This is a genomic window from Salipiger pentaromativorans, from assembly GCF_024721115.1.
Taxonomy (GTDB): domain Bacteria; phylum Pseudomonadota; class Alphaproteobacteria; order Rhodobacterales; family Rhodobacteraceae; genus Salipiger; species Salipiger pentaromativorans.
The window spans coordinates 349902-370690 of sequence record NZ_JAMDHK010000001.1; the positions used below are offsets into that span (position 1 = coordinate 349902).

Consider the following 20789-nt stretch of genomic DNA (forward strand, 5'->3'; position numbering starts at 1 on the left):
CGGCGCGCGATTCCGCGACTCGCGCCGGCCCGCTCCCGCCCTCCTCCCATCAATTCCCATGGGTGCGTCCCATAACTTCCCATGGACCGGATCTCTTGCGCGACGCGGCGCGGCGCAGTATGCGGAGCGGGCCTTGGTTCCGGGCCTCAGTCCGGAGAATAGGGAACGCGGTGCAAATCCGCGACTGCCCCCGCAACTGTGAGCGGCGAGCGTCATCGGCATCACGCCACTGGGCAAGCGCCCGGGAAGGCCCGACCGGCGCTGTGACCCGCAAGTCAGGAGACCTGCCAGGGTGATCACCCTCTCCACGCGCGGGGCGCGCAGCGGAGAACGGTCCTTCCGTTCGTGGTGACAAGACGCACCGTTCGCGGAGAGCTCTTGCCTTTCCAAGAACATCACCACAGCGCCCCGCTTCCGGGGCCGATCAGGAAAGGACGACGGGACATGAAACATGTGCTCTCCACCGTCTCGGCGCTTGCGTTGCTGCCGCTTGCCGCGCAGGCGGATACCGCGCTGGAACTGGCGCCACTGACCTTTTATGCCAGCGAACTGCCGCTCGAACTGGGCCGCAGCGGCACCTCGGTCTCGGTGCTCACCGAAGACGAGATCGCCCGGGCCCCCGAAACCACGCTCGCCGACCGGCTCGACGCGCTGCCCGGCCTCTCGGTCAGCGGCAACGGCGGCCCCGGCCAGAGCACGCAGCTCCGTATCCGCGGCCTGCCGACCCAATATGCCCCCGTCTATATCAACGGCATCGAGGCAACCGACGCCTCTGCCGACAAGACCAGCTTCAACTTCGGCAATATCCTGGCCGGCGGCATCACCCGCGCCGAGGTGGTGAAGGGCTCGCAATCGGCGCTTTACGGCTCCGACGCCATCGCCGGCATCATCGCGCTGGATCTGGCCAAGGCGCCCGAGACGCCCGGACAGGAGGGCCGCGCGGCGGCCGAGGTCGGCGCCTACGGCACCAAAAGCGCGACGCTGGGCTATGGCGTCGCCGGCGAAACCTGGGGGCTGGCGCTCTCGGCATCGCGCTTCGTCACCGACGGGTTCAGCTCGATCGAGGCGCCCGGCTTTAAAGAGGACGATGCCTATCGCGCCACCCAGATCGGGCTTGATGCCTATTGGGACGTGACCCCGGACCTGCGCTTCGGCCTGTCGGGCTTCGACTATTCCGCCGAGGGCGATTACGACGCCAACGAATGGCCCAACGTCGAGGACGGCAGCTTTACCAACGATAGCTGGGGCCTGCGCGCCTATGCGCAGTTGCAGACCGGCGCGGTGGCGCATGAGCTGTCGCTGTCGCGCTTCGATGTCGATCGCAGCTTCGATGCCGGCGGCTACCACGACAGCTTCGGGTCGACCCGCGACACAGCCGCCTATTCCGGCACCTGGACCATCGCCGAGGGCCGCAGCCTGAGCTTCGGTCTCGACCGGACCACCGAAGAGGCGAATTTCACCTCGCCGGTCAACGACATCTTCTGGAACCGCATCGGGACGATCTACAGCGACGAGGAGATCGACAATACCGGCATCTTCACCGAACTCGCCTGGGCCTTCGCCCCGACGGTCGATGCGGTGTTCTCGCTGCGCCATGACGAGCATTCCGAGTTCGGCGGCGCCTGGAGCGGCCGTGCGGCACTGTCCTGGCGCGCCACCGAGGCACTGACCCTGCGCGGCGCGCTGGCGCAGGGCTATCGCGCGCCCTCGCTCTACGAGCTGTTCAGCCCGGCCTATGGCAACACCCGGCTCGATCCCGAAACCAGCTTCAGCGCCGAGATCGGCGCCGATTACGCCTTTGCCGGCGGCGCAACGCTGGGCGCGACGCTGTTCTACACCGAAATCGACGATCTCATTGATTTCGATTTCGCCACCAGCCGCTACACGCAGGTTCCGGGCACCACGGTGTCGAAGGGTCTGGAACTGGCCGGCACGCTGCCTGTGGGCGAGCGGGTCTCGCTGACCGGCGGCTTCACCTATACCGACGCGCGCGACGCCAGCGACAACCCGCTGCAAAAGGTGCCGCGCTACGATCTGTCGCTGGGGGTGGATGCCGAGATCACCGACCGGCTGACCGGCGGGCTTTCGATCAGCCACAAGGCGGATTTCCCCGGCACCTGGGGCATCGCCACCTTCCAGACGGTCGAGGATTATACCGTGGTGAATGCGCAGATTTCCTATGAAGTCCGCGATGGCGTCGAGGCCTATCTGCGCGTCGAGAACCTGTTCGACGAGGAGTATCAGGTGATCCCCGATTACGCGACCTCGGACCGCGCCGCCTATTTCGGGATCCGTGCGCGTTTCTAAGATCATAGCGCTGGCCGCCACGCTGCTTCTCGCGGGCGTGGCGGTCCGGGCCGGCGCGGCTCCGGGCCGCGTCGTCTCGCTCAATGTCTGCACCGATCAGCTTGCGCTGCTGATCGGTGCGCCGGGGCAGCTCGTCTCGGTCTCGCGGCTTGCCCATGATCCGCGCAGCTCGGCCATGGCCGAAGAGGCGCAGGCGCTGCCCGCCAATACCGCCAGCGCCGAAGAGGTGGTGCTGCTGCATGCCGATCTGGTGCTGGCCGGCAGCTACACCGCCCGCGCCGCCACGCAGATGCTGGAAAAGCTGGGCTACCGGGTCGAACGCTTCGCACCCGCCCGCTCGCTCGAGGACGCGCGGCAGAACATGCTGCGCATGGGCGCGCTGCTGGGTCGCGAGGCCCGCGCCGCCGAGGTTCTCGCCGATTTCGACGCGCGGCTCGCGGCGCTGCGCGAGACGCCTGCCCGCAAGCCGCGCGTCGCCTATTACATGCCCTTCAACGAGACCGCCGGCGCCCAGACCCTGACCGGCGATATCCTGAACGCCGCCGGCATGGCCAATCTCGCCGACGAGAAGGGCATGGCCTTTCGCGGCCGCCTGCCGCTCGAAGGTCTGCTGCTGGCCAAGCCCGACCTGATCCTCGTCAGCCGCCCCTATGACAGCCCGGCTCAGGCGACCTCGCTGCTGCAACACCCCGCGCTTCAGGCCACCGGCGCGCTGCGTCAGGTGGTGGACAGCCCGAACTGGATCTGCGGCACGCCGGCGCTGCTCGATGCGGTGGCGGCGATGCGCGATCTGCGCCACGACTGGGAGGCGGCGCAATGAGGCTCGCCCTGCCGCTCGCCGCGCTGGTGCTGGCGTTGTTCTTCACCTCGCTGGGGCTGGGATATGCCGCGCTGCCGCCGCGCGCGGTGCTGGGCGGGCTCGTGGGCCTTGGCGATCCGCTGCATGTCATGGTGATGCAGGAGATCCGCCTGCCGCGCAGCGCATTGGCCGCCCTCGTGGGCGCCGCGCTCGGGGTCTCGGGCGCCGCGATGCAGGGCTATCTGCGCAACCCGCTGGCCGAGCCGGGGCTGATCGGCGTCTCCGGCTCGGCGGCGCTCGGCGCGGTGCTGGCGCTGCAAAGCGGGCTGGCGGCGGCATTTGCGCTGGCGCTGCCGCTGATGGCGCTGCTCTTCGCGCTGGGGGCGGTGGCGCTGATCCTGCTGCTCGCGGGGCCGCGCGGCGGCTCGCTGGTGCTGATCCTCGCGGGGATCGCGGTCTCGGCGCTGGCCGGCGCGCTGACCTCGCTGGTGCTGAACCTGTCGTCGAACCCCTATGCCACCTATGAAATCGTGTTCTGGATGATGGGCTCGGTCGCCGACCGCTCGCTCACCCACCTGGCGCTGGCCGCGCCGCTCATTGCCCTTGGGGGCGCCGCGCTGCTGACGCTGGGGCGCGGGCTCGACGCGCTGACTTTGGGCGAGGACGGCGCGCAGGCGCTCGGCATCTCGCTCACCTCGCTGCGGCTGCGGCTGCTCTTCGGCACCGCCGCCGCCGTTGGCGCCGCCACCGCCGTGGCAGGCGCCGTGGGCTTTGTCGGCCTCGTGGTGCCGCATCTGCTGCGGCCGCTCTGCGGCGCGCGCCCCTCGCGGCTGCTCTGGGCCTCGGCGCTCGGCGGCGCGGCCATGTTGCTGGCCGCCGACATCGCGGTGCGGCTGATCCTGCCCGAGCGCGACCTGAAACTCGGCGTGGTCATGGCGCTGATCGGCGCGCCGCTCTTCCTGCACCTGATCTACAAGACGCGGAGGGGGTTATGAGCCTGCTCTCCCTCGACGCGCTCACCGTCAGGCGCGGGCAATGCCCCGTGGTCGATGGCGTGACCCTTTCGATCGAACCCGGCGAATGCGTCGGCCTCATCGGCCCCAACGGCGCGGGCAAGACCACGCTGATGCGCGCCGCCCTGGGCCTGATACCACACGCAGGCCAGTCCTCGCTCTCCGCCCTGCCCGCGCGCGAGCGCGCCCGCGCCGCCGCCTGGCTGCCGCAGGCGCGCGAGATCGCCTGGCCCATCAGCGTCGAGACGCTGGTGGCGCTCGGCCGGTTGCCGCATGACAGCCGCGCCGGGGCGCTTCGCGCCGATGCGGTCGGGGCCGCGCTCTCCCGCATGGGGCTGGAGGGCTTCCGCCAGCGCAAGGCCACCGAGCTTTCGGGCGGCGAACAGGCCCGCGTGCTGATCGCCCGCGCGCTGGCGCAGGAGGCGCCGCTGCTGATGGCCGACGAACCGATTGCCGGGCTCGACCCGGCGGCGCAGATCGCCACGCTGCGCATCTTCGAAGACCTTGCGCAGGAAGGCCACGCGGTGCTCACCTCGCTGCACGACCTGACGCTGGCGGCGCGCCACTGCACCCGGCTGATCCTGCTCGACCGTGGCAGGCTCGCCGCCGACGGCCCGCCGCTCGAGGTGCTGACCGAAGACACTCTCGCCCAGGTCTTTCACCTGCGCGCCCATATGCTGCAAACCGAGCACGGCCCGCTGCTGCAACCGCTCGGCGTGCTGTCCTGACCCGGCTGGGAGGCCCGAGATGACCCGGATCACCGATTTCCTCGACCGTGGCGGCCCGGCGCTCTGGGTGATCTTCGCGCTTTCGGTGGCGACGCTGGCGCTGATCCTGTGGAAGCTCTGGCGGCTGTCGCGCAGCGGCGCCTGGCGCCGCGACCGCGCCGAGCGCGCGGTGACGCTCTGGCGCGAGGGCGCGCGCGCGGCGGCACGGGATCTGCTGCGCCATCGCGGCGGGCTGCGCGCGCGCTTCCTCTCCGCCGCCATGACGGCGCTCACGACCTATCCCGAAGAGCCCGCCCGCGAAGAGGCCTCCCGCGTCGCGCGCGCCCTGCTGACCGAGGCGCGCTCCGGCCTGCGCGCGCTCGATCTCGTGGTGATGATCGCGCCGCTGATCGGCCTTCTGGGCACGGTTCTGGGCATGATCGGCGCCTTCCAGGCCTTGCAGGAGACCGGCGCCCAGGCCGATCCGGCGGCGCTCGCGGGCGGCATCTGGGAGGCGCTGCTGACCACCGCCGCCGGCATGGGCGTGGCGATCCCGGCGGCCATGGCGCTCAGCTGGTTCGACAGCGTCACCGACGCGCTCGCCCATGATTTCGAAGACCTCGCCACACGGCTCTTCACAGCGCCACGGGAACCCCAATGACCGCCCCCAGCCCTCACCCGGTACAGGTGGCCGGCGCCGGACGCCTCCGGCGGGAGTATTTGGGGAAAGATGAAACGCCCAGGCAGATCGCACCTGTGTTTCTTCTCTTTCCAAATACGCACCCGCGCCCTCTCCGCCCGCACAACGCCGGGCAGGAGACACGCCCATGCTGAACCTGCCCCAGCAGACCCGCCGCCGCCGGCCCAGCCTCACGCCGATGATCGACGTGGTGTTCCTGCTGCTGGTCTTCTTCATGCTCGCCGCCCGTTTCGGACATGTCGAGGCGCTGCCCCTCACCCTCGCCGGGGGCGGCACCGAGCGCTGGCAGGGGCCGCCCCGCCTCGTCACCGTCGCGCCCGACGCGCTGCTGCTGAACGGCCAGCCCGTTCAGGATCTGCCCGAGGCGCTGGCGCCGCTGATGCAAGGCCCCGCCGACCCGATCCTGCTGCGCCCCGCGCCCGGCACCGACACGGAACAGCTGGCGCAGGTGCTGGCCGCGCTGCGCGGCGCGGGCTTCACCGCGCTCGCCCTCATGGAGCCCGCGCCATGACCCCGCGCCTGCTGCCCGAGCGCCCCCGCCGTCCGCGCCCCGAACCCGTGGTGCCGATGATCAACGTGGTGTTCCTGCTGCTGATCTTTTTCCTGATGACCGCCAGCCTCACCCCACCCGCGCCCTTCGAGATCTCCCCGCCCACAGCGCCCGGCGAGGAGGACGCCTCGACCGACACGCTCTATGTCTCTGCCGATGGCGACATCGCGTTCGGCGAGGCCCGCGGCGAACAGGCTCTGGCCGCCGCAACCGCCTCCGGTCCCGTGCGTCTGGCCGCCGACGCCCGCCTGCCCGCCAGCGACCTGGCCCGCATCCTCGCCCGGCTCGCGGCGCTCGGCGCGCCCGAGGTCCGGCTGGTCACCACGGGAGGCGGCTGAGCCATGCGCCTTGCCGAAGCGCTGATCTTCATCCCCCTCGCGGGCGCGGTCCATCTCGCGGCCCTCACCGCCGGGCTCGACGGCGGCGGCGGCGCGCCACAAGGCGACGGTGGCGCGGATTCGGTCACGCTCCTGCCGGTCTCCGGCAACCTCGCCGCCCTGGCCGAGCGTTGGGACAGCCCGCCCGAGATCGTCGCCGCAGACGCCCCCGTCCTGCCGCCCTCACCGCCGCCAGTCCCGACCGCCGCCCTCGCCGCTAGCCCCGCGCCCTCCGCCGCCCTGCCGCCGGCCGCACTGACCGTGCCCGCTCTGCCCACACCCCCGGCGCTCGACACCGCCTCCGCGCCACCGCGCCACGCCCCGGCCCAGTCCCCCCGTCCCGAGGCCCGCCCGGTGCCCGCCGCACAACCGAAGGCCCCGGCCCGGACGGACACCGCGACCGCCCCTAAACCCGCCAGCGCCCCGCCGCGCGCCGGACAGACCGCCAAAGGCAGCCGCTCAAGCACGGCCCCGGCCAAACCCGCAGGCCCCTCAAAAGCCCAGATCGCCTCCGCCAAGGCCGATTGGGGCGCCCAGATCCGCAGCGCCGTGGCACGCGCCCAATCCCGCATCGCGCCGCCCAAGGCCACCGGCCAGGTCCGCCTGCGCATCGCGCTCACCCCGCAGGGCCGCATCGCCGCGCTGAGCCTGCTGCGCTCCTCCGGCAATGCCGAGATCGACCGCGCCGCCCTCGCGGTTGCCAAACGCGCCCGCTACCCGCGTGCGCCGCGCGCGCTCACCGCCGGAAGCTACAGCTTTGACCTTCCGCTCGCCTTCGCGCGCCGCTGAGCCCCGGAACGCGCCGCATCCGCTTGACCCCACCTCCGGCATCCCCGATACCGGGCCGCAAAGGACGCGCCCATGACCACTCCCCGCATCACCGACAGCCACTGCCACCTCGATTTCCCCGATTTCGAGGACGAGCGCCCGCAGGTCATCGCCCGCGCCCTCGAGGCCGGCGTGCACCGGATGGTCACGATCTGCACCCGGCTGCGCAACGAACCGCAGGTCCGCGCCATTGCCGAAGCCCATGCGCCGGTGTTCTACGCCGCCGGCACCCATCCGATGAGCGCCGCCGAGGAACCCCTCGCCACGGTCGAGGATCTGGTAGCGCTGGCGCAGCACCCGAAATTCGTCGGCATCGGCGAGACCGGGCTCGACTATCACTACACCGCCGAGAGCGCCGAAATCCAAAAACAATCGCTGCAAACCCATATCGAGGCAGCACAGGAAACCGGCCTGCCACTGATCATCCACGCCCGCGCGGCGGATGAGGACATGATTGACATCCTCACCACAGGACACCGCGCCAAACCCTACCCTTGCGTGCTGCACTGCTTCTCCTCCGGGCCGGAACTGGCGAGAGCCGCGCTCGATTGCGGCTTCTACCTCTCGATGTCCGGCATCGCCGCCTTCCCGAAATCGACAGAGCTCCGCGCCATCTTCGCCGCCGCCCCGCTCGACCGCATCCTGGTCGAGACCGACAGCCCCTATCTCGCGCCGCCGCCCTATCGCGGCAAGCGCAACGAGCCGGGCTATAGCGTGCACACCGCAAAGGTCGGCGCCGAAACCTTCGGCCTCTCCTACGAGGATTTCGCCGCCGCCACCGAAGCGAATTTCGACCGGCTCTTCGCCAAAGCCGCCGCCTGGGAGCCCGCATGACCGAACTGCGCTTCACCATTCTCGGCTGCGGCTCCTCCGGCGGCGTGCCGCGGCTCGGCGGTAACTGGGGCGATTGCGACCCGGCCAATCCGAAAAACACCCGCCGCCGCTGCTCCCTGCTGGTCGAGCGCGAAACCGGCGCCGGCGTCACCCGCGTGCTGATCGACACCACCCCGGACATGCGCGCCCAGTTGCTCGATGCGGGCATCGGCACGCTCGACGCGGCGGTCTGGACCCATCCGCACGCCGATCACACCCACGGGCTCGACGATCTGCGCCAGATCGTCTTCAACCGGCGCGCGCGGCTGCCGGTCTGGGCCGACGGCAACACCCAGAACGCGCTGCTCGGCAGCTTCGGCTACGCCTTCGCGCAGCCCGAGGGCAGCCCCTACCCGCCGATCCTCGATCTGCACACGATCGGGCGCGGCCCCTTCACCATCGAAGGCGCCGGCGGCCCCGTCACGCTCACGCCGATCGAGGTCAATCACGGCAGCATCGACGCGCTCGGCTTCCGCATCGGCGATTTGGCCTACATGCCCGATGTGGTCGAGATCCCGGAGCCCGCCTGGGCGCATCTCCAGAACCTCGACTGCTGGATCCTCGATGCGCTGCGCCGCACCCCGCACCCGACCCATGCCCATCTCGCCCTGGCGCTGGACTGGATCGCCAGGGCGCAGCCGAAACGCGCCGTGCTCACCAATATGCATATCGACCTCGACCACGATGCCGTCGCCGCCGAGACCCCCGATCACATCGCCCCCGCCTATGACGGCATGGTCCTGCGCTATGCGCTCTGACCCGGCCCCGCTGCTTCTTCTCTTTCCAAATACGCACCGCTGCCCTCTCCGGCCCGGCCCGCGCCGGGACAGGGGTCCGGCCTCTCACCCGCGCCCCCCGGCGACGCGCGCAGCGCGGCGCAAACCCTCTCCGGACCGCCCCTAGACATGCAGGCCCTCATCGACGTCATCCTGCCGGTCTTTCTGGTGATCGGCGCGGGCTATGCCGCAAGCTGGCGCGGGCTGCTGCCCGAAAACGCGGTCGATGGGCTCATGGGCTTCGCCACCACCATCGCCATCCCCTGCCTGCTCTTCCGCGCCATCTGGCAGCTCGATCTCGGCGCCCATTTCTCTCCCGCGCTGCTCGTCTCCTTCTATGCCGGCGCGGTGCTGGCCTTCACCGCCGGGCTGCTCGCCGCGCGCTTCGTCTTCGCCCGCGACTGGGAAGACGCGGTGGCAGTGGGCTTCGCCTGCCTGTTCTCCAACTCGCTGCTGCTCGGCCTGCCGATCACCGAGCGCGCCTACGGGCCCGAGGCGCTGAACGGCAACTACGCCATCATCGCCATGCATTCGCCCTTCTGCTACGCGCTCGGCATCACCGCGATGGAGATCGCCCGCGCCCGCGGCACCGAGATCCGCCGCCTGCCGCTCACCGTCATCCGCGCGATGTTCCGCAACGCGCTGGTGATCGGCATCCTGATCGGCGTGGTCTTCAACCTCGGCGATTTCTCCCTGCCCTCGCCGGTGATGCAGGCGCTCGACATGATCACCCGCACCGCGCTGCCCGCCGCGCTCTTCGCGCTCGGCGGCGTGCTCTTCCGCTACCGCCCGGAGGGCGATCTGCGGCTGATCCTCACCGTCTGCGCCATCGCGTTGGGGCTGCACCCGGCGATCACCTATCTGCTCGGCACCGGGCTGAACCTGCCGCTCGACTCGCTGCGCTCGGGCGTGGTCACCGCCGCCATGGCGCCGGGCATCAACGCCTTTCTCTTCGCCAATATGTACGGCCGCGCCAAGCGCGTCGCAGCCTCCTCGGTGCTGCTGGCCACCGGGCTCTGCATCGTCACAAGCTGGCTCTGGCTTCAGGCGCTGCCCTGAGCGGCGCGCGGGTCGCGCTCACTCCTCGACGTCGTCCACATCCGCCTGCCCCGACAACCGGCGCCGGACCAGCGACCAGCTCAGCCCGATTCCCAGCACCAGCGACAGCGCGACGATCCCGATCCAGGCCGAGAGATCCGGATCCGAGAGATCGACGATGCCGTAATCCCACAACACCCAGAGCAGCGCCGCCACCAGCGCCAGCACCAGCCCCATGCCGAACGCCCCGATCGAACGCAGCGTGGCGCGCAGATAGATCACATAGGCGACAAACAGCAGCAATCCGAGGAACACCACCAGAGGAAGCTGCGTCTGCGCCCCGTCCTGCGCCCAGCGCAGATAACTCCAGGGCGACGGATTCCATGTCGCGGCGACCAGCAGGAAGGCAAATCCCCAGCGCAGCACAAACCCCATGACACTCTCCTTTGACCGAACCCCGGCCTGATGCACCGATCCGGCCCCGCCTGTCCAGCAACCATCTCAAATTGACGGTTTCGCCCGCCCCGGCGCTTCGCTATACGGAGCCCGTTTGGACCGCCGAAAAGGACTCGATGCAATGGCAAACGTGGTCGTCGTGGGCGCCCAGTGGGGCGACGAGGGCAAGGGCAAGATCGTGGACTGGCTGTCGAGCCGGGCCGATGTGATCGCCCGCTTCCAGGGGGGCCACAACGCGGGCCATACCCTGGTCATCGACGGCACCGTCTTCAAGCTGAACGCGCTGCCCTCGGGCGTGGTGCGCAAGGGCAAGCTCTCGGTGATCGGCAACGGCGTGGTGCTCGACCCCTGGCATCTGGTGAAAGAGATCGCGCAGATCCGCGAACAGGGGGTCGAGATCACCCCGGAAACGCTGATGATCGCCGAGAACACGCCGCTGATCCTGCCGATCCACGGCGAGCTCGACCGCGCCCGCGAGTCGCAGAACTCGGTGGCCAAGATCGGCACCACCGGCCGCGGCATCGGCCCGGCCTATGAGGACAAGGTGGGCCGCCGCGCCATCCGCGTCGCCGACCTCGCCGACGCCGCCACGCTGGAACAGCGCGTGGGCCGGGCGCTGGTGCACCACGACGCGCTGCGCAGCGGGCTGGGCCTGCCGCCGGTCGACCGCGAAAAGCTGATGGCCGATCTCATGGCGGTGGCGCCCGAGATCCTGCAATACGCGGGCCCGGTCTGGAAGGTGCTCAACGAAAAGCGCCGCGCCGGCAAGCGCATCCTCTTCGAAGGCGCCCAGGGCGCGCTTCTGGACATCGACTTCGGCACCTATCCCTTTGTCACGTCGTCGAACGTGATCGCGGGCCAGGCCGCCACCGGCACCGGCATCGGGCCGGGCGGCATCGACTTCGTGCTGGGGATCGTCAAGGCCTACACCACCCGCGTCGGCGAGGGCCCCTTCCCGACCGAGCTGGAGGACGAGGACGGCAACCGTCTCGGCACGCGCGGCCATGAGTTCGGCACCGTCACCGGACGCAAGCGCCGCTGCGGCTGGTTCGACGCGGTTCTGGTGCGCCAGACCTGCGCCACCTCCGGCGTCAACGGCATCTCGCTCACCAAGCTCGACGTGCTGGACGGGTTCGAGACGATCAAGATCTGCACCGGTTACGAGCTGGACGGAGAGATGCTCGACCACCTGCCCATCGCGACCGACCAGCAGGCCCGCTGCACGCCGGTCTATGAAGAGATGGAAGGCTGGAGCGAATCGACCGAAGGCGCGCGCTCGTGGAACGACCTGCCCGGCGCGGCGGTGAAATACGTCCGCCGTATCGAAGAGCTGATCGGCTGCCCGGTGGCCCTGCTCTCGACCTCGCCCGAGCGCGACGACACGATCCTCGTCACCGATCCGTTCGAAGACTGATGGCTCTGGGCTACAAGACCCGCAAGCGCCTGTCGCTCTTGCTGCTCGTGGTCTGGCTGCCGCTCTATATCATGGCGGCGGTCAGTATCGTGAACGCGCTCGGCCGCCCGCCGATCTGGGCGGAGCTGCTGGTCTATGTGGTGCTGGGCTTTCTCTGGGCGATCCCGTTCAAATTCGTGTTCAAAGGGGTCGGCCAGCCCGACCCCGGCGCGAAGAAGGATGTGCCCGCGTCGCGGGACTGAGCGGCTGCGGCGTCGAACCCTCTGCCTCAGGCCCGGAATAAAGGCGCGCAGCGCCGCCGGGCCCAGCGGCTGCCCGTCCCGGCGGGCTGCCGCTTTGGCGACGTCAGCGGCGTCTGTCGAGGTCTTTCGGATTTGAGCACGATAAATCAAGAGGTTCTGCGGTCCGTGCGGCATCCCACGGGCAGCCACCGGTCCCGGCTTCCCTTACGCCAAGACAAGAGCCCTTGGCTGTCGCGCCCCTCCCCCAAACGGCCCTGCGCCCGACACATGCCGGGACTGCCGAATCAACAAGGGCGAAAGCGTTAACTCTTCCGACCGTTCGCGTTAACGGAACCGCTCGAAACGCAAAAATGTCAAAGACGCGAACGGAAAAGCAATAAAATGACCGATAGCACCGCCGATCTTGAAACGGCGGCCCAGCCGGGCCAGCCGGTTCTCAACTCTCCCGCCAAGGTTCTTCTGGCGAGCCTCGTGGGGACCACCATCGAGTTCTTCGATTTCTACGTCTACGCCACGGCGGCCGTGCTGGTCTTCCCCGCGCTGTTCTTTCCCAACAGCGACCCGATGACGGCGCTGCTGGCCTCTTTCGCCACCTTCTCCATCGCCTTCTTCGCACGTCCGCTCGGCGCCGTGGTCTTCGGCCATTTCGGCGACCGGATCGGGCGCAAGGCGACGCTGGTCGCCGCCCTGCTGACCATGGGCATCTCGACCGTGATCATCGGCCTGCTGCCCACCTATGCGCAGATCGGCGTGGCCGCGCCCCTGCTGCTCGCGCTCTGCCGTTTCGGTCAGGGCTTCGGCCTTGGCGGCGAATGGGGCGGCGCGGTGCTTATGGCGACCGAGAACGCGCCCGAGGGCAAGAAGAACTGGTACGGCATGTTCCCGCAGCTCGGTGCGCCCGTCGGGCTCTTCCTCTCCTCCGGCCTTTTCTGGGGGCTGTTGCAGTTCATGCCGCAGGAGGTGCTGCTGAGCTGGGGCTGGCGCATTCCCTTCATCGCCTCGCTGGCGCTGATCGTCGTGGGGCTCTGGGTGCGGCTGTCGATCACCGAGACGCCGGATTTCCAGAAGGCCATCGAGAACGAGGAGCGCGTCGCCGTGCCTGTCATCGAGCTGTTTGCGAACCACAAGGTTTCCATCGTGCTCGGCACTTTCGTGGCGCTGGCGACGTTTGTGCTGTTCTACATCTGCACCGCCTATCTGCTGTCCTATAACGTCAAGGTCGTGAAGATCCCCTTCACCGACGCGCTGGCGATCCAGATCTGGGGCTCGGTGATCTTCGGGATCTTCATCCCGCTGGCCGGGCTTTCGGCGGAGCGCTTCGGCCGCCGTCAGGTGCTGATCGTCACGACACTCGCCATCGCGGCCTTCTCCTTCCTGATCCCGGTGCTGATGGTGGCGGACGAGATGCGCATCATGGCCTTCGTGACGCTGGGCATGGCGCTCATGGGCTTCACCTACGGGCTGATCGGCACCGCGTTGGCGGCGCCCTTCCCGACCCGCGTGCGCCATACCGGCTCGTCGATCACCTTCAACTTCGCGGGCATCTTCGGCGCCTCGCTGGCGCCCTACGCCGCCACCTGGCTGCAAAGCACCTACGGGCTGGCCTATGTGGGCTATTACCTCTGCGCCGCTGCGCTGATCACGCTCTTCTGCATCTTCGCCAGCGCGCGCGGCAAGGTCTGAGGCCGGATCACAGGACAAAGAAAACGGCGGGAGAAGTCTCCCGCCGTTTTTTCCTGCCCAACCAGTGGCGCTTATTCGTCGTCCTGCTCCAGCCCGTAGCGCTTGAAGAGCCCGCCCTGCGTCATGAAGAAGACGAACACCGCCGCCGTCAGGCCGAAGGTCTTGAAATAGACCCAGGTTTCGGTGCTCATGGTGCGCCAGATCGCCTCGTTCAACACCGCCAGACCGAAAAACAGCGCGGCCACGCGCTTGGTCAGGATCATCCAGCCCTCGTGCTTGAGCGGCATCAGCCCCTCCATCACGCTGCGCAGATAGCTTTCGCCGCGCAGCAGGCCGACCCCCAGCGCCGTTCCGAACAGCAGATAGATGAGCGTCGGCTTCATCTTGAAGAATCGGTCGTCGTTGAGCCAGACCGACAGCCCGCCGAAAACCACGATCAGCACGGCGGTCACCACCTGCATCCGGCTGAGATGACCGGTCAGCCGCCACAGCAGGCCGGTGGAAAGCAGCATCAGCGGAATGAAGCCGGCGGTGACGAGGATGAACCCTTCGTACTCCTGCCCGCCGATGCGGAAGCTCCGGTCCTTCACCAGCAGATAGGCCGCGAAGAACACCAGGATGGGCCCGATCTCCAGCGCCGATTTCAGGAAGGGATTGATCTGTTTCGCCGCCATGCGCCTCTCCGTCTGATTGCCGCAGAGATAGCCGCTGCCACGGCGCTTCTCAATGGGAACTCCCGCAGCGCATGCTAGGATGCCGTCACTTCTGCGTTGCGAGGCGTCATGTTCGATCAGATCCTGTCGGATTTCACCCAAAGCTTTTCGGTCGTGCCCGCCGGGGCGGCCTTTGCCCGGCTCGTGGCCGCGATGGTGCTGGCGGGGCTCATCGGGGTCGAGCGCGAGCGGCGCCATCAGCCCGCCGGGCTGCGCACCCATATCCTCGTCTCGGTCGCCGCCTGTCTTTTCGTGATCCTCGGGCAAGAGCTGGCGGCGCTGGATTTCGGCGGCATGGGCGAGCAGCGCACCGACCCGCTGCGGATGATCGGCGCGGTGACGCAGGGCGTGGCCTTCCTCGCCGCGGGGATCATCATAACTGCGGGCGGCGAGGTGAAGAACATCACCACCGGCGCCTCGCTCTGGCTCGCGGGGGCCGTGGGGCTGGGCTGCGGCGCGGGGCAGCTGGCGCTGGCGGCGATGGCCACGGCCATCGTGCTGGTGGTGCTGATCCTGCTGCGGGCGCTCGAAGCCCGGCTCTGGCCCCGTCCGGGGCACGACGACTGACACCCCGCGCAGAGGCAAATTTTTCGGCGAAAAATTTTGCCCCGCTCAGCCCGCGTCGAGACCGATGAGCGCGGCGGCGAATTCCTCGGGATCGAAGGGCGCCAGATCGTCGATCTGCTCGCCCACGCCGATGGCGTGGATCGGCAGACCGAACCTGTCGGCCAGCGCCACCAGCACGCCGCCCTTGGCAGTGCCGTCGAGCTTGGTCATCACCAGCCCCGACACATCCGCCACCTGGCGGAAGATCTCGACCTGGTTGAGCGCGTTCTGCCCGGTGGTCGCATCCAGCACCAGCAGCGTGTTATGCGGCGCGTCGGGATCCTTCTTGCGGATCACGCGGACGATCTTGGCCAGTTCCTCCATCAGATCCTGACGGTTCTGAAGCCGCCCCGCCGTGTCGATCATCAGCAGGTCCGCGCCCTCGGCCTGGGCCTTGGTCATGGCGTCGAAGGCGAGGCTTGCGGGATCCGAGCCCTCGGGCGCGGTCAGCACCGGCACGCCGGCGCGTTCGCCCCAGACCTGAAGCTGTTCGACGGCGGCGGCGCGGAAGGTGTCGCCGGCGGCGATCACCACCGATTTGCCGGCGGCGCGGAACTGGCTCGCCAGCTTGCCGATGGTGGTGGTCTTGCCCGAGCCGTTCACCCCCACCACCAGCACCACCTGCGGCGTCTTGGGATAGAGCGGCAGCGGGCGCGCCACGGGCTCCATGATGCGGGCAACCTCTCCGGCCAGCAGCTCCTTGATCTCGCGGGTCGAGACGCGCTTGCCGTAGCGCCCTTCGGCGATATTGGCGCTTACCCGCAGCGCGGTCTCGACGCCCATATCCGAGGCGATCAGCAGCTCTTCGAGGCTTTCCAGCATCTCATCGTCGAGCGCCCGGCGCATCACCGGCGCGGCGGGCGTCTCGCGACCGAAGAGCCGGCCGAAGAAGCCGGGCGCGCGGGGCGCGTCCGCAGGCGCTGCCGGCGTTTCGGAGGGCGGCGGCGCGGGCATCGGATCGCCGGGCACAGGCGCCTCGAGCGGCGGCGGCGGCGCGATTTCCGGCGCCGGGATCGGCGCGGGATCGGCGGGCGGCACGATGTCGGGCGCCGGTTGCGGCGTCTCGGGCGGGGCCGGCGCCGGGTCTTCGGCGGGGGGCACCTCCTCGGGCGCCGCCGGAGGCGCCTCGTCGGGGCGCGCGGGCCGCTCGTCCGGGGCGGGCGGCGTCTCGACGGGAGACGGCGGCAGTTCCTCGGGCGCGGCGGGCGTCTCGGGCACATCCTCGCTGCCGCCGTCCTGCACGATCGCGTCGAGCCCCTCTTCGAGTTTCGAAGAGGATTTGAACATCCTGCTCTTGAGCTTGCCGAAGAAGGACATGAGACCGGACCCTTTCGCTGTCTGCCTTTCCACCTAATACGCCGCCGCGCTGGTGAAAAGTGTGAGTTGACCTGCGCGCGGCGCCAAGGCCAAGTGAGACCCATGTGGCGCGTGACGATCTTTCTGGTTCTGATGGCGGTCGCCGGTCCGCTGCGGGCCGGGGCGACCCTGCCGTTGCCCGAGCCCGGGACGCTCTGTTCCGCCGGCGCCTTCGGGCCGGTGGAATGTATCCGCCCGAGCCAGTTCGTACACGACACTTGCCAGGCGATCGCGCATTTCGCGGCACGCAACGGGCTCGACCCGGGCTTCTTCGCGCGGCTGCTCTGGCAAGAAAGCCGCTTCGACCCCAATGCGCGCAGCCATGCCAACGCCCAGGGCATCGCCCAGTTCATCCCCTCTACCGCCCGGCTGCGCGGGCTGACCGATGCCTATAACCCCGCCGAAGCGCTGGAATATTCCGCCGAATATCTGGGCGAGCTGGTGCGGCGCTACGGCAATCACGGGCTGGCGGCGGTGGCCTATAACGGCGGCGAACGCCGCGCCGATGCGCTGGTGGCCAGCGGTGCGACGCTGCCGCGCGAGACGGTGAATTACGTGCGCATCATCACCGGGCTTTCGGCAGAGACCTGGGCGGAAAGCCCGCCCGACAGCCACGATTTCCGTTTGCAGAAAGACAAGCCCTTCCGCAGCGCCTGCCACGCGCTGGCGCGCGACCGGCGCCTGACCGCCTACCCCACCCCGGAGCCCGACCTCGCCCCCTGGGGCGTGCAGCTTGCCTTCGGCACGACCAAGGCGCGCGCGCGGGAGCAATACGGGGCGCGGACCCGCGCCTGCGCGGCGCTGGTCAAGGGCGAAGAGCCCGATCTCATCTGGCAGAAGAGCCGCGCCAGCCCCAAGGGCGGCTACTGGATGGCGCGGATCGGCCGCAACGACCGCGACTCGGCCTGGCGCTATTGCAGCCGGCTCAAGGCACGGGGATGCGTCTGTGCGGTCTATCGCAACCGCTGAGCCGGCACGCGCGATCCCCGATCGCCCCGCTTGCGGACGCAGGGCCCAGACCGGGCCCGCGGCGCCGGCGCGCCCGCCAGAGCGATGGCCCCCGGCGGGCGCGCCGTGCTAGACAGGGGCAAAGACAGGGAGACAGGCGCATGGCGCGTTTCGTGATCGCGACGCTGGGACTGGTGGCGCTGCTCGGGCTGGCGCTGGCGGCCGGCGGGGTCTGGACCCTGCTGGCGCTGCTCTACATCACCGTCTTCACCTTCTTCATGGACCGGATCGCGGCCCTGGCCGCGCCGGATTTCCCCGAGCGCGAGTTTCCCGCCGGCGACGGGCTGGCGGTGGTTCTGGGACTGGCGCATCTGCCGCTGCTTTACGGCGGGGCCTGGGCGGTGGCCGGGGGCGGCGGGCACACGATTCCCGAACGGGTGGCGCTGTTCTTTGCGCTGGCGCTGTTCTTCGGGCAGGTGAGCAATTCCAACGCCCATGAGCTGATCCACCGGAGCAACCGCTGGCTGCGCCGGCTGGGGGTCGCGGTCTATTGCTCGCTGCTCTTCGGACATCACGCCTCGGCGCATGTGCGGGTGCACCATGTGCACGCCGCCACACCGCGCGATCCCAATTCGGCGCCGCTGGGGCGCAGCTATTACGCCTTTGCGCCACGCGCCTGGATCGGCAGTTTCACCGAGGGGCTGCGCGCGGAAACCGCGCTGCGCGCGCGCGGCGGCCGGACGCGGGGCTGGCACCCCTATGTCACCTATGCGGCGGGCGGCGCGCTGTCGCTGGGGCTGGCGGCGGCGCTCGCCGGCGGTGCCGGCGCGCTGGCGCTGCTGGGGCTCGCGGCCTATGCGCAGGCGCAGCTCCTGCTGTCCGACTACGTCCAGCATTACGGGCTGCGGCGGCGCGAGAGCGCTCCCGGGCGCTATGAGCCCGTGGGTCCGCAGCATAGCTGGAACGCCCCGCACGGGTTTTCCTCGGCGCTGATGCTGAACGCGCCGCGCCATTCCGATCACCACGCGCATCCCGCCCGCCCCTATCCGGGGCTGGCGCTGGACCGGCAGGCGATGCCGCTCCTGCCGCAATCGCTGCCGGTCATGGCGGTGCTGGCACTGGTGCCGCCGGTCTGGCACCGGCTGATGGACCGGCGGGCGCGGCGCTGGCAGAGCGGCTGACGCTCCGGCCCGAGACCGGGCCAGGCCGGGCGCTCTGCACCGGACGCACCGCAGATCCCGTCAAGGGCCGCAGGCAGCGCGGTGCGGGCGGTCACGATCCGCCGAGACCGGCCGCGCGGGGGCATCGGCCCCTTCCCTCTTGCGCCGGGCTCTGGCAGGATCGTGGCATGCGTGTGATCTGTGCCGTTCTGCTGTCTCTGCTGCCGCTGCCGCTGCTGGCGGCGCAACCCATGTCGGCGGAGGAGTTCGAACGCTACGTGCTCGGCAAGACGCTTTATTTCGGCTATGACGGCAGCGCCTACGGGGTCGAGGAATATCTGCCCGACCGGCAGGTGCGCTGGTCGTTCCTCGACGGCAAATGCAAGGACGGGTTCTGGTACGAAGAGGCCGGCATGATCTGTTTCGTCTATGACGATCAACCCGCGCCGCAATGCTGGAGCTTTTTCCGCGAAGGCGGCGGGCTGCGCGCGATCTTCGAGAACGATCCCGAGAACACCGTACTCTACGAGGCCCGGCAGGACGACGCGCCGATGATGTGCCTCGGCCCGGAAGTGGGCGTCTGAGAGCGTTGGGGGCGGGCGCCGGACCGCTGCGCGGGAGGGCGGGCATCCGGTTTTGCGTATTTTGAAAGAGAAGAAGATGGGGGTGGGTCCCGGGGTCAGAAGAGGCTGCCCTGTTCGGGTTTTTCCTTCGCCTTGCGCTTCGGGCGCGGGGCGGTGCCGCCGAGGCTCAGGCGGCCGTCGGCGAATTCGATCTCGAGCCCGGCGGCGTCCTGCGCCTCGGTCTTGCGGGTCAGGATATGGCCCTCGCCGCTGCGCACCACCGCGTAGCCGCGCGCCAGCGTGCCCTTGTAGCTGAGCGTCTCAAGAAGCCGTGCGAGCCCGTCGAGCCGCTGGCGCGGGGTGGCGAGCCGGCGCTGGCCCGCCTCCCCAAGCCGGGCGGAGAGCGCATCGAGCCGGTCGCGGCCCAGCGCGATCTCGCGGGCGATCGGGCGCAGCGACAGCCGGTCGGTGCGGCGGCCAAGCGATTCGCGGCCATGAGCGATGACGCGGGTCAAAAGCGAGGGGCGCAGGGCGCCGGCGGCATCGGAAAGCGCCACCCGGCGCCGCTCGGTGCCGCGGATGAGGCCGCGCGGCAGCCGGTCGGCCAGAAGATCGAGGCGCTGGCGCGGCGTGTCGAGCAGGGTTTCGGCGCGCGGTAGGGCGCGAGAGAGATCGCGCAGCCGCTGGCCGCGCAGCTCGATGCGCTGGCCCATGGCGCGGGTCATGCGGCTGCCCGCCTCGCCGGTCCAGGAGAGCAGCTCCATGCGCACCGGCACGGCGATCTCGGCGGCGGCGGTGGGCGTGGGCGCGCGGCGATCGGAAACATAGTCGATCAGCGTGGTGTCGGTCTCGTGCCCGACCGCCGAGATCAGCGGGATCTCCGAACCCGCCGCCGCGCGGGCGACGATCTCTTCGTTGAAGCCCCAGAGATCCTCGACCGAGCCGCCGCCGCGCGCGACGATCAGCAGATCGGGGCGCGGCAGGGCGCCGCCGGGGCTGAGCGCGTTGAACCCCGCGATGGCGCGGGCGACCTCGGGGGCGCAGCTCTTGCCCTGCACCGCCACCGGCCAGATCAGCACCTTGCGGGGAAAGCGGTCGCGCAGCCGGTGCAGGATGTCGCGGATCACCGCGCCCGAGGGCGAGGTCACCACCCCGATGACCTCCGGCAGATAGGGCAGCGGGCGCTTGCGTTCGGGCGCAAAGAGCCCTTCGGCCTGCAATTGCGCCTTGCGCTTTTCCAGCATCGCCATGAGCGCGCCGAGCCCCGCCGGACGGATGTCCTCGATGACGATCTGGTATTTCGACTGGCCGGGGAAGGTGGTGAGGCGGCCCGTGGCGACGACCTCCATGCCCTCCTCGGGCTGGGTTTCGAGCCGCGCGGAGCCCCCCTTCCAGACCACCCCGGAGATCACCGAGCGGTCGTCCTTGAGATCGAGATAGATATGGCCCGAGCGCGGGCGCGACACGCGGCCCACCTCGCCCTTCACCCGGACGAAGGCGAACTCGCCCTCGATCACGCGCTTCACCGCGCCGGAAAGCTCGGAGACCGAGAATTCCGGCGTGTTGCCGCTGTCGTCGTCGAGAAGATCCATGCCGCCGCGCCTCATCTGTCTTTCGCGCGATGGTAACGGGCGCGGCGGAGGAGGGAAAGGGCCGGAGGGGGGGCGCGGGGGGGGGCCA

22 protein-coding genes and 1 riboswitch are annotated in these 20789 nt (G+C 69.7%); of the genes, 18 read left to right on the plus strand and 4 right to left on the minus strand.

All coding sequences use genetic code 11. From position 1 onward, the window contains the following. Positions 1–117: 117 nt before the first annotated feature. A riboswitch (cobalamin riboswitch) is annotated at positions 118–306 on the plus strand. A gap of 138 nt (positions 307–444) precedes the next feature. The 11 genes from M4578_RS01580 (at position 445) to M4578_RS01630 (ending at position 9989) form a co-directional block, all read left to right on the plus strand. Beyond that, on the plus strand, positions 445–2307 hold the full coding sequence (locus M4578_RS01580; protein ID WP_258091678.1) for a TonB-dependent receptor plug domain-containing protein: 1863 nt from the start codon (positions 445–447) through the stop codon (positions 2305–2307). Continuing rightward, positions 2294–3127: an ABC transporter substrate-binding protein gene (locus M4578_RS01585; protein WP_258091679.1), complete on the plus strand. Its 834-nt coding sequence runs from the start codon at positions 2294–2296 to the stop codon at positions 3125–3127. Before M4578_RS01580 ends, M4578_RS01585 begins: the two co-directional genes overlap by 14 nt. After that, positions 3124–4101: a FecCD family ABC transporter permease gene (locus M4578_RS01590; protein WP_258091680.1), complete on the plus strand. Its 978-nt coding sequence runs from the start codon at positions 3124–3126 to the stop codon at positions 4099–4101. Before M4578_RS01585 ends, M4578_RS01590 begins: the two co-directional genes overlap by 4 nt. Then, on the plus strand, positions 4098–4847 hold the full coding sequence (locus tag M4578_RS01595) for an ABC transporter ATP-binding protein (RefSeq protein ID WP_258091681.1): 750 nt from the start codon (positions 4098–4100) through the stop codon (positions 4845–4847). Before M4578_RS01590 ends, M4578_RS01595 begins: the two co-directional genes overlap by 4 nt. Positions 4848–4866: 19 nt before the next feature. Continuing rightward, positions 4867–5487, plus strand: coding sequence for a MotA/TolQ/ExbB proton channel family protein (locus M4578_RS01600; RefSeq protein ID WP_258091682.1), 621 nt, complete (start codon positions 4867–4869; stop codon positions 5485–5487). A 166-nt stretch (positions 5488–5653) separates the two neighbouring features. Continuing rightward, positions 5654–6037, plus strand: a complete 384-nt coding sequence (locus M4578_RS01605) for an ExbD/TolR family protein (RefSeq protein ID WP_258091683.1) — start codon at positions 5654–5656, stop codon at positions 6035–6037. Further along, positions 6034–6414 (plus strand): ExbD/TolR family protein, encoded by a 381-nt coding sequence (locus M4578_RS01610; RefSeq protein WP_258091684.1) that lies wholly within the window; start codon positions 6034–6036, stop codon positions 6412–6414. The genes M4578_RS01605 and M4578_RS01610 overlap by 4 nt, the downstream gene beginning before the upstream one ends. Before the next feature lie 3 nt (positions 6415–6417). After that, on the plus strand, positions 6418–7242 hold the full coding sequence (locus M4578_RS01615) for an energy transducer TonB family protein (protein ID WP_258091685.1): 825 nt from the start codon (positions 6418–6420) through the stop codon (positions 7240–7242). A 72-nt stretch (positions 7243–7314) separates the two neighbouring features. Further along, entirely contained in the window at positions 7315–8115 is an 801-nt protein-coding gene (locus M4578_RS01620) for a TatD family hydrolase (RefSeq protein WP_258091686.1), read from the plus strand. Continuing rightward, positions 8112–8912, plus strand: coding sequence for an MBL fold metallo-hydrolase (locus tag M4578_RS01625; RefSeq protein ID WP_258091687.1), 801 nt, complete (start codon positions 8112–8114; stop codon positions 8910–8912). The genes M4578_RS01620 and M4578_RS01625 overlap by 4 nt, the downstream gene beginning before the upstream one ends. Before the next feature lie 147 nt (positions 8913–9059). Continuing rightward, on the plus strand, positions 9060–9989 hold the full coding sequence (locus M4578_RS01630) for an AEC family transporter (RefSeq protein ID WP_258091688.1): 930 nt from the start codon (positions 9060–9062) through the stop codon (positions 9987–9989). A gap of 18 nt (positions 9990–10007) precedes the next feature. Here the strand turns inward: M4578_RS01630 and M4578_RS01635 are convergent, their stop codons facing one another. Next, positions 10008–10403: a DUF6524 family protein gene (locus tag M4578_RS01635; RefSeq protein ID WP_258091689.1), complete on the minus strand. Its 396-nt coding sequence runs from the start codon at positions 10401–10403 to the stop codon at positions 10008–10010. Between the two features lie 142 nt (positions 10404–10545). On the opposite strand from M4578_RS01635, the gene M4578_RS01640 reads away from it, so the two are divergent. From M4578_RS01640 to M4578_RS01650, 3 genes are all read left to right on the plus strand, one after another. Then, complete coding sequence (locus M4578_RS01640) at positions 10546–11838, plus strand: adenylosuccinate synthase (RefSeq protein WP_258091690.1); 1293 nt, start codon at positions 10546–10548, stop codon at positions 11836–11838. Then, positions 11838–12080, plus strand: a complete 243-nt coding sequence (locus M4578_RS01645) for a DUF2842 domain-containing protein (RefSeq protein ID WP_258091691.1) — start codon at positions 11838–11840, stop codon at positions 12078–12080. The genes M4578_RS01640 and M4578_RS01645 overlap by 1 nt, the downstream gene beginning before the upstream one ends. A 381-nt stretch (positions 12081–12461) precedes the next feature. Further along, positions 12462–13763: an MFS transporter gene (locus tag M4578_RS01650; RefSeq protein WP_258091692.1), complete on the plus strand. Its 1302-nt coding sequence runs from the start codon at positions 12462–12464 to the stop codon at positions 13761–13763. Between the two features lie 71 nt (positions 13764–13834). Here the strand turns inward: M4578_RS01650 and M4578_RS01655 are convergent, their stop codons facing one another. Further along, the gene (locus M4578_RS01655) at positions 13835–14437 is read right to left on the minus strand and encodes an inner membrane-spanning protein YciB (protein ID WP_258091693.1); all 603 of its coding nucleotides are present in this window, start codon (positions 14435–14437) and stop codon (positions 13835–13837) included. Between the two features lie 108 nt (positions 14438–14545). Between M4578_RS01655 and M4578_RS01660 the strand changes: the two genes are divergently transcribed. Then, the gene (locus M4578_RS01660; protein ID WP_258091694.1) at positions 14546–15043 is read left to right on the plus strand and encodes an MgtC/SapB family protein; all 498 of its coding nucleotides are present in this window, start codon (positions 14546–14548) and stop codon (positions 15041–15043) included. A gap of 45 nt (positions 15044–15088) precedes the next feature. Here the strand turns inward: M4578_RS01660 and ftsY are convergent, their stop codons facing one another. Continuing rightward, positions 15089–16399: a signal recognition particle-docking protein FtsY gene (ftsY, locus tag M4578_RS01665; protein WP_258091695.1), complete on the minus strand. Its 1311-nt coding sequence runs from the start codon at positions 16397–16399 to the stop codon at positions 15089–15091. A gap of 102 nt (positions 16400–16501) precedes the next feature. On the opposite strand from ftsY, the gene M4578_RS01670 reads away from it, so the two are divergent. The 3 genes from M4578_RS01670 (at position 16502) to M4578_RS01680 (ending at position 19130) form a co-directional block, all read left to right on the plus strand. Next, on the plus strand, positions 16502–17407 hold the full coding sequence (locus M4578_RS01670; RefSeq protein ID WP_258091696.1) for a lytic transglycosylase domain-containing protein: 906 nt from the start codon (positions 16502–16504) through the stop codon (positions 17405–17407). A gap of 140 nt (positions 17408–17547) precedes the next feature. Beyond that, entirely contained in the window at positions 17548–18567 is a 1020-nt protein-coding gene (locus tag M4578_RS01675) for an alkane 1-monooxygenase (RefSeq protein ID WP_258091697.1), read from the plus strand. 167 nt (positions 18568–18734) lie between these two features. After that, positions 18735–19130 carry a hypothetical protein gene (locus tag M4578_RS01680; protein ID WP_258091698.1) on the plus strand — a complete coding sequence of 132 codons (396 nt, stop codon included), beginning with the start codon at positions 18735–18737 and terminating at the stop codon, positions 19128–19130. Positions 19131–19225: 95 nt separating this feature from the next. On the opposite strand, the gene xseA is transcribed toward M4578_RS01680, so the two are convergent. After that, on the minus strand, positions 19226–20701 hold the full coding sequence (gene xseA / locus M4578_RS01685; RefSeq protein WP_258091699.1) for an exodeoxyribonuclease VII large subunit: 1476 nt from the start codon (positions 20699–20701) through the stop codon (positions 19226–19228). Between the last annotated feature and the right edge of the window lie 88 nt (positions 20702–20789).

What these genes read in the sequence shown, in the direction of transcription:
- M4578_RS01600 (WP_258091682.1), top strand. Translation starts at nt 4,867, where the DNA reads ATGACCCGGATCACCGATTTCCTCGACCGTGGCGGCCCGGCGCTCTGG.
- M4578_RS01680 (WP_258091698.1), top strand. Translation starts at nt 18,735, where the DNA reads ATGCGTGTGATCTGTGCCGTTCTGCTGTCTCTGCTGCCGCTGCCGCTG.
- M4578_RS01670 (WP_258091696.1), top strand. Translation starts at nt 16,502, where the DNA reads ATGTGGCGCGTGACGATCTTTCTGGTTCTGATGGCGGTCGCCGGTCCG.
- M4578_RS01615 (WP_258091685.1), top strand. Translation starts at nt 6,418, where the DNA reads ATGCGCCTTGCCGAAGCGCTGATCTTCATCCCCCTCGCGGGCGCGGTC.
- M4578_RS01610 (WP_258091684.1), top strand. Translation starts at nt 6,034, where the DNA reads ATGACCCCGCGCCTGCTGCCCGAGCGCCCCCGCCGTCCGCGCCCCGAA.
- M4578_RS01675 (WP_258091697.1), top strand. Translation starts at nt 17,548, where the DNA reads ATGGCGCGTTTCGTGATCGCGACGCTGGGACTGGTGGCGCTGCTCGGG.
- M4578_RS01625 (WP_258091687.1), top strand. Translation starts at nt 8,112, where the DNA reads ATGACCGAACTGCGCTTCACCATTCTCGGCTGCGGCTCCTCCGGCGGC.
- M4578_RS01630 (WP_258091688.1), top strand. Translation starts at nt 9,060, where the DNA reads ATGCAGGCCCTCATCGACGTCATCCTGCCGGTCTTTCTGGTGATCGGC.
- M4578_RS01605 (WP_258091683.1), top strand. Translation starts at nt 5,654, where the DNA reads ATGCTGAACCTGCCCCAGCAGACCCGCCGCCGCCGGCCCAGCCTCACG.
- M4578_RS01645 (WP_258091691.1), top strand. Translation starts at nt 11,838, where the DNA reads ATGGCTCTGGGCTACAAGACCCGCAAGCGCCTGTCGCTCTTGCTGCTC.
- M4578_RS01640 (WP_258091690.1), top strand. Translation starts at nt 10,546, where the DNA reads ATGGCAAACGTGGTCGTCGTGGGCGCCCAGTGGGGCGACGAGGGCAAG.
- M4578_RS01660 (WP_258091694.1), top strand. Translation starts at nt 14,546, where the DNA reads ATGTTCGATCAGATCCTGTCGGATTTCACCCAAAGCTTTTCGGTCGTG.
- ftsY (WP_258091695.1), bottom strand. Translation starts at nt 16,399, where the DNA reads ATGTCCTTCTTCGGCAAGCTCAAGAGCAGGATGTTCAAATCCTCTTCG.
- M4578_RS01635 (WP_258091689.1), bottom strand. Translation starts at nt 10,403, where the DNA reads ATGGGGTTTGTGCTGCGCTGGGGATTTGCCTTCCTGCTGGTCGCCGCG.
- M4578_RS01620 (WP_258091686.1), top strand. Translation starts at nt 7,315, where the DNA reads ATGACCACTCCCCGCATCACCGACAGCCACTGCCACCTCGATTTCCCC.
- xseA (WP_258091699.1), bottom strand. Translation starts at nt 20,701, where the DNA reads ATGGATCTTCTCGACGACGACAGCGGCAACACGCCGGAATTCTCGGTC.
- M4578_RS01580 (WP_258091678.1), top strand. Translation starts at nt 445, where the DNA reads ATGAAACATGTGCTCTCCACCGTCTCGGCGCTTGCGTTGCTGCCGCTT.
- M4578_RS01595 (WP_258091681.1), top strand. Translation starts at nt 4,098, where the DNA reads ATGAGCCTGCTCTCCCTCGACGCGCTCACCGTCAGGCGCGGGCAATGC.
- M4578_RS01650 (WP_258091692.1), top strand. Translation starts at nt 12,462, where the DNA reads ATGACCGATAGCACCGCCGATCTTGAAACGGCGGCCCAGCCGGGCCAG.
- M4578_RS01590 (WP_258091680.1), top strand. Translation starts at nt 3,124, where the DNA reads ATGAGGCTCGCCCTGCCGCTCGCCGCGCTGGTGCTGGCGTTGTTCTTC.
- M4578_RS01655 (WP_258091693.1), bottom strand. Translation starts at nt 14,437, where the DNA reads ATGGCGGCGAAACAGATCAATCCCTTCCTGAAATCGGCGCTGGAGATC.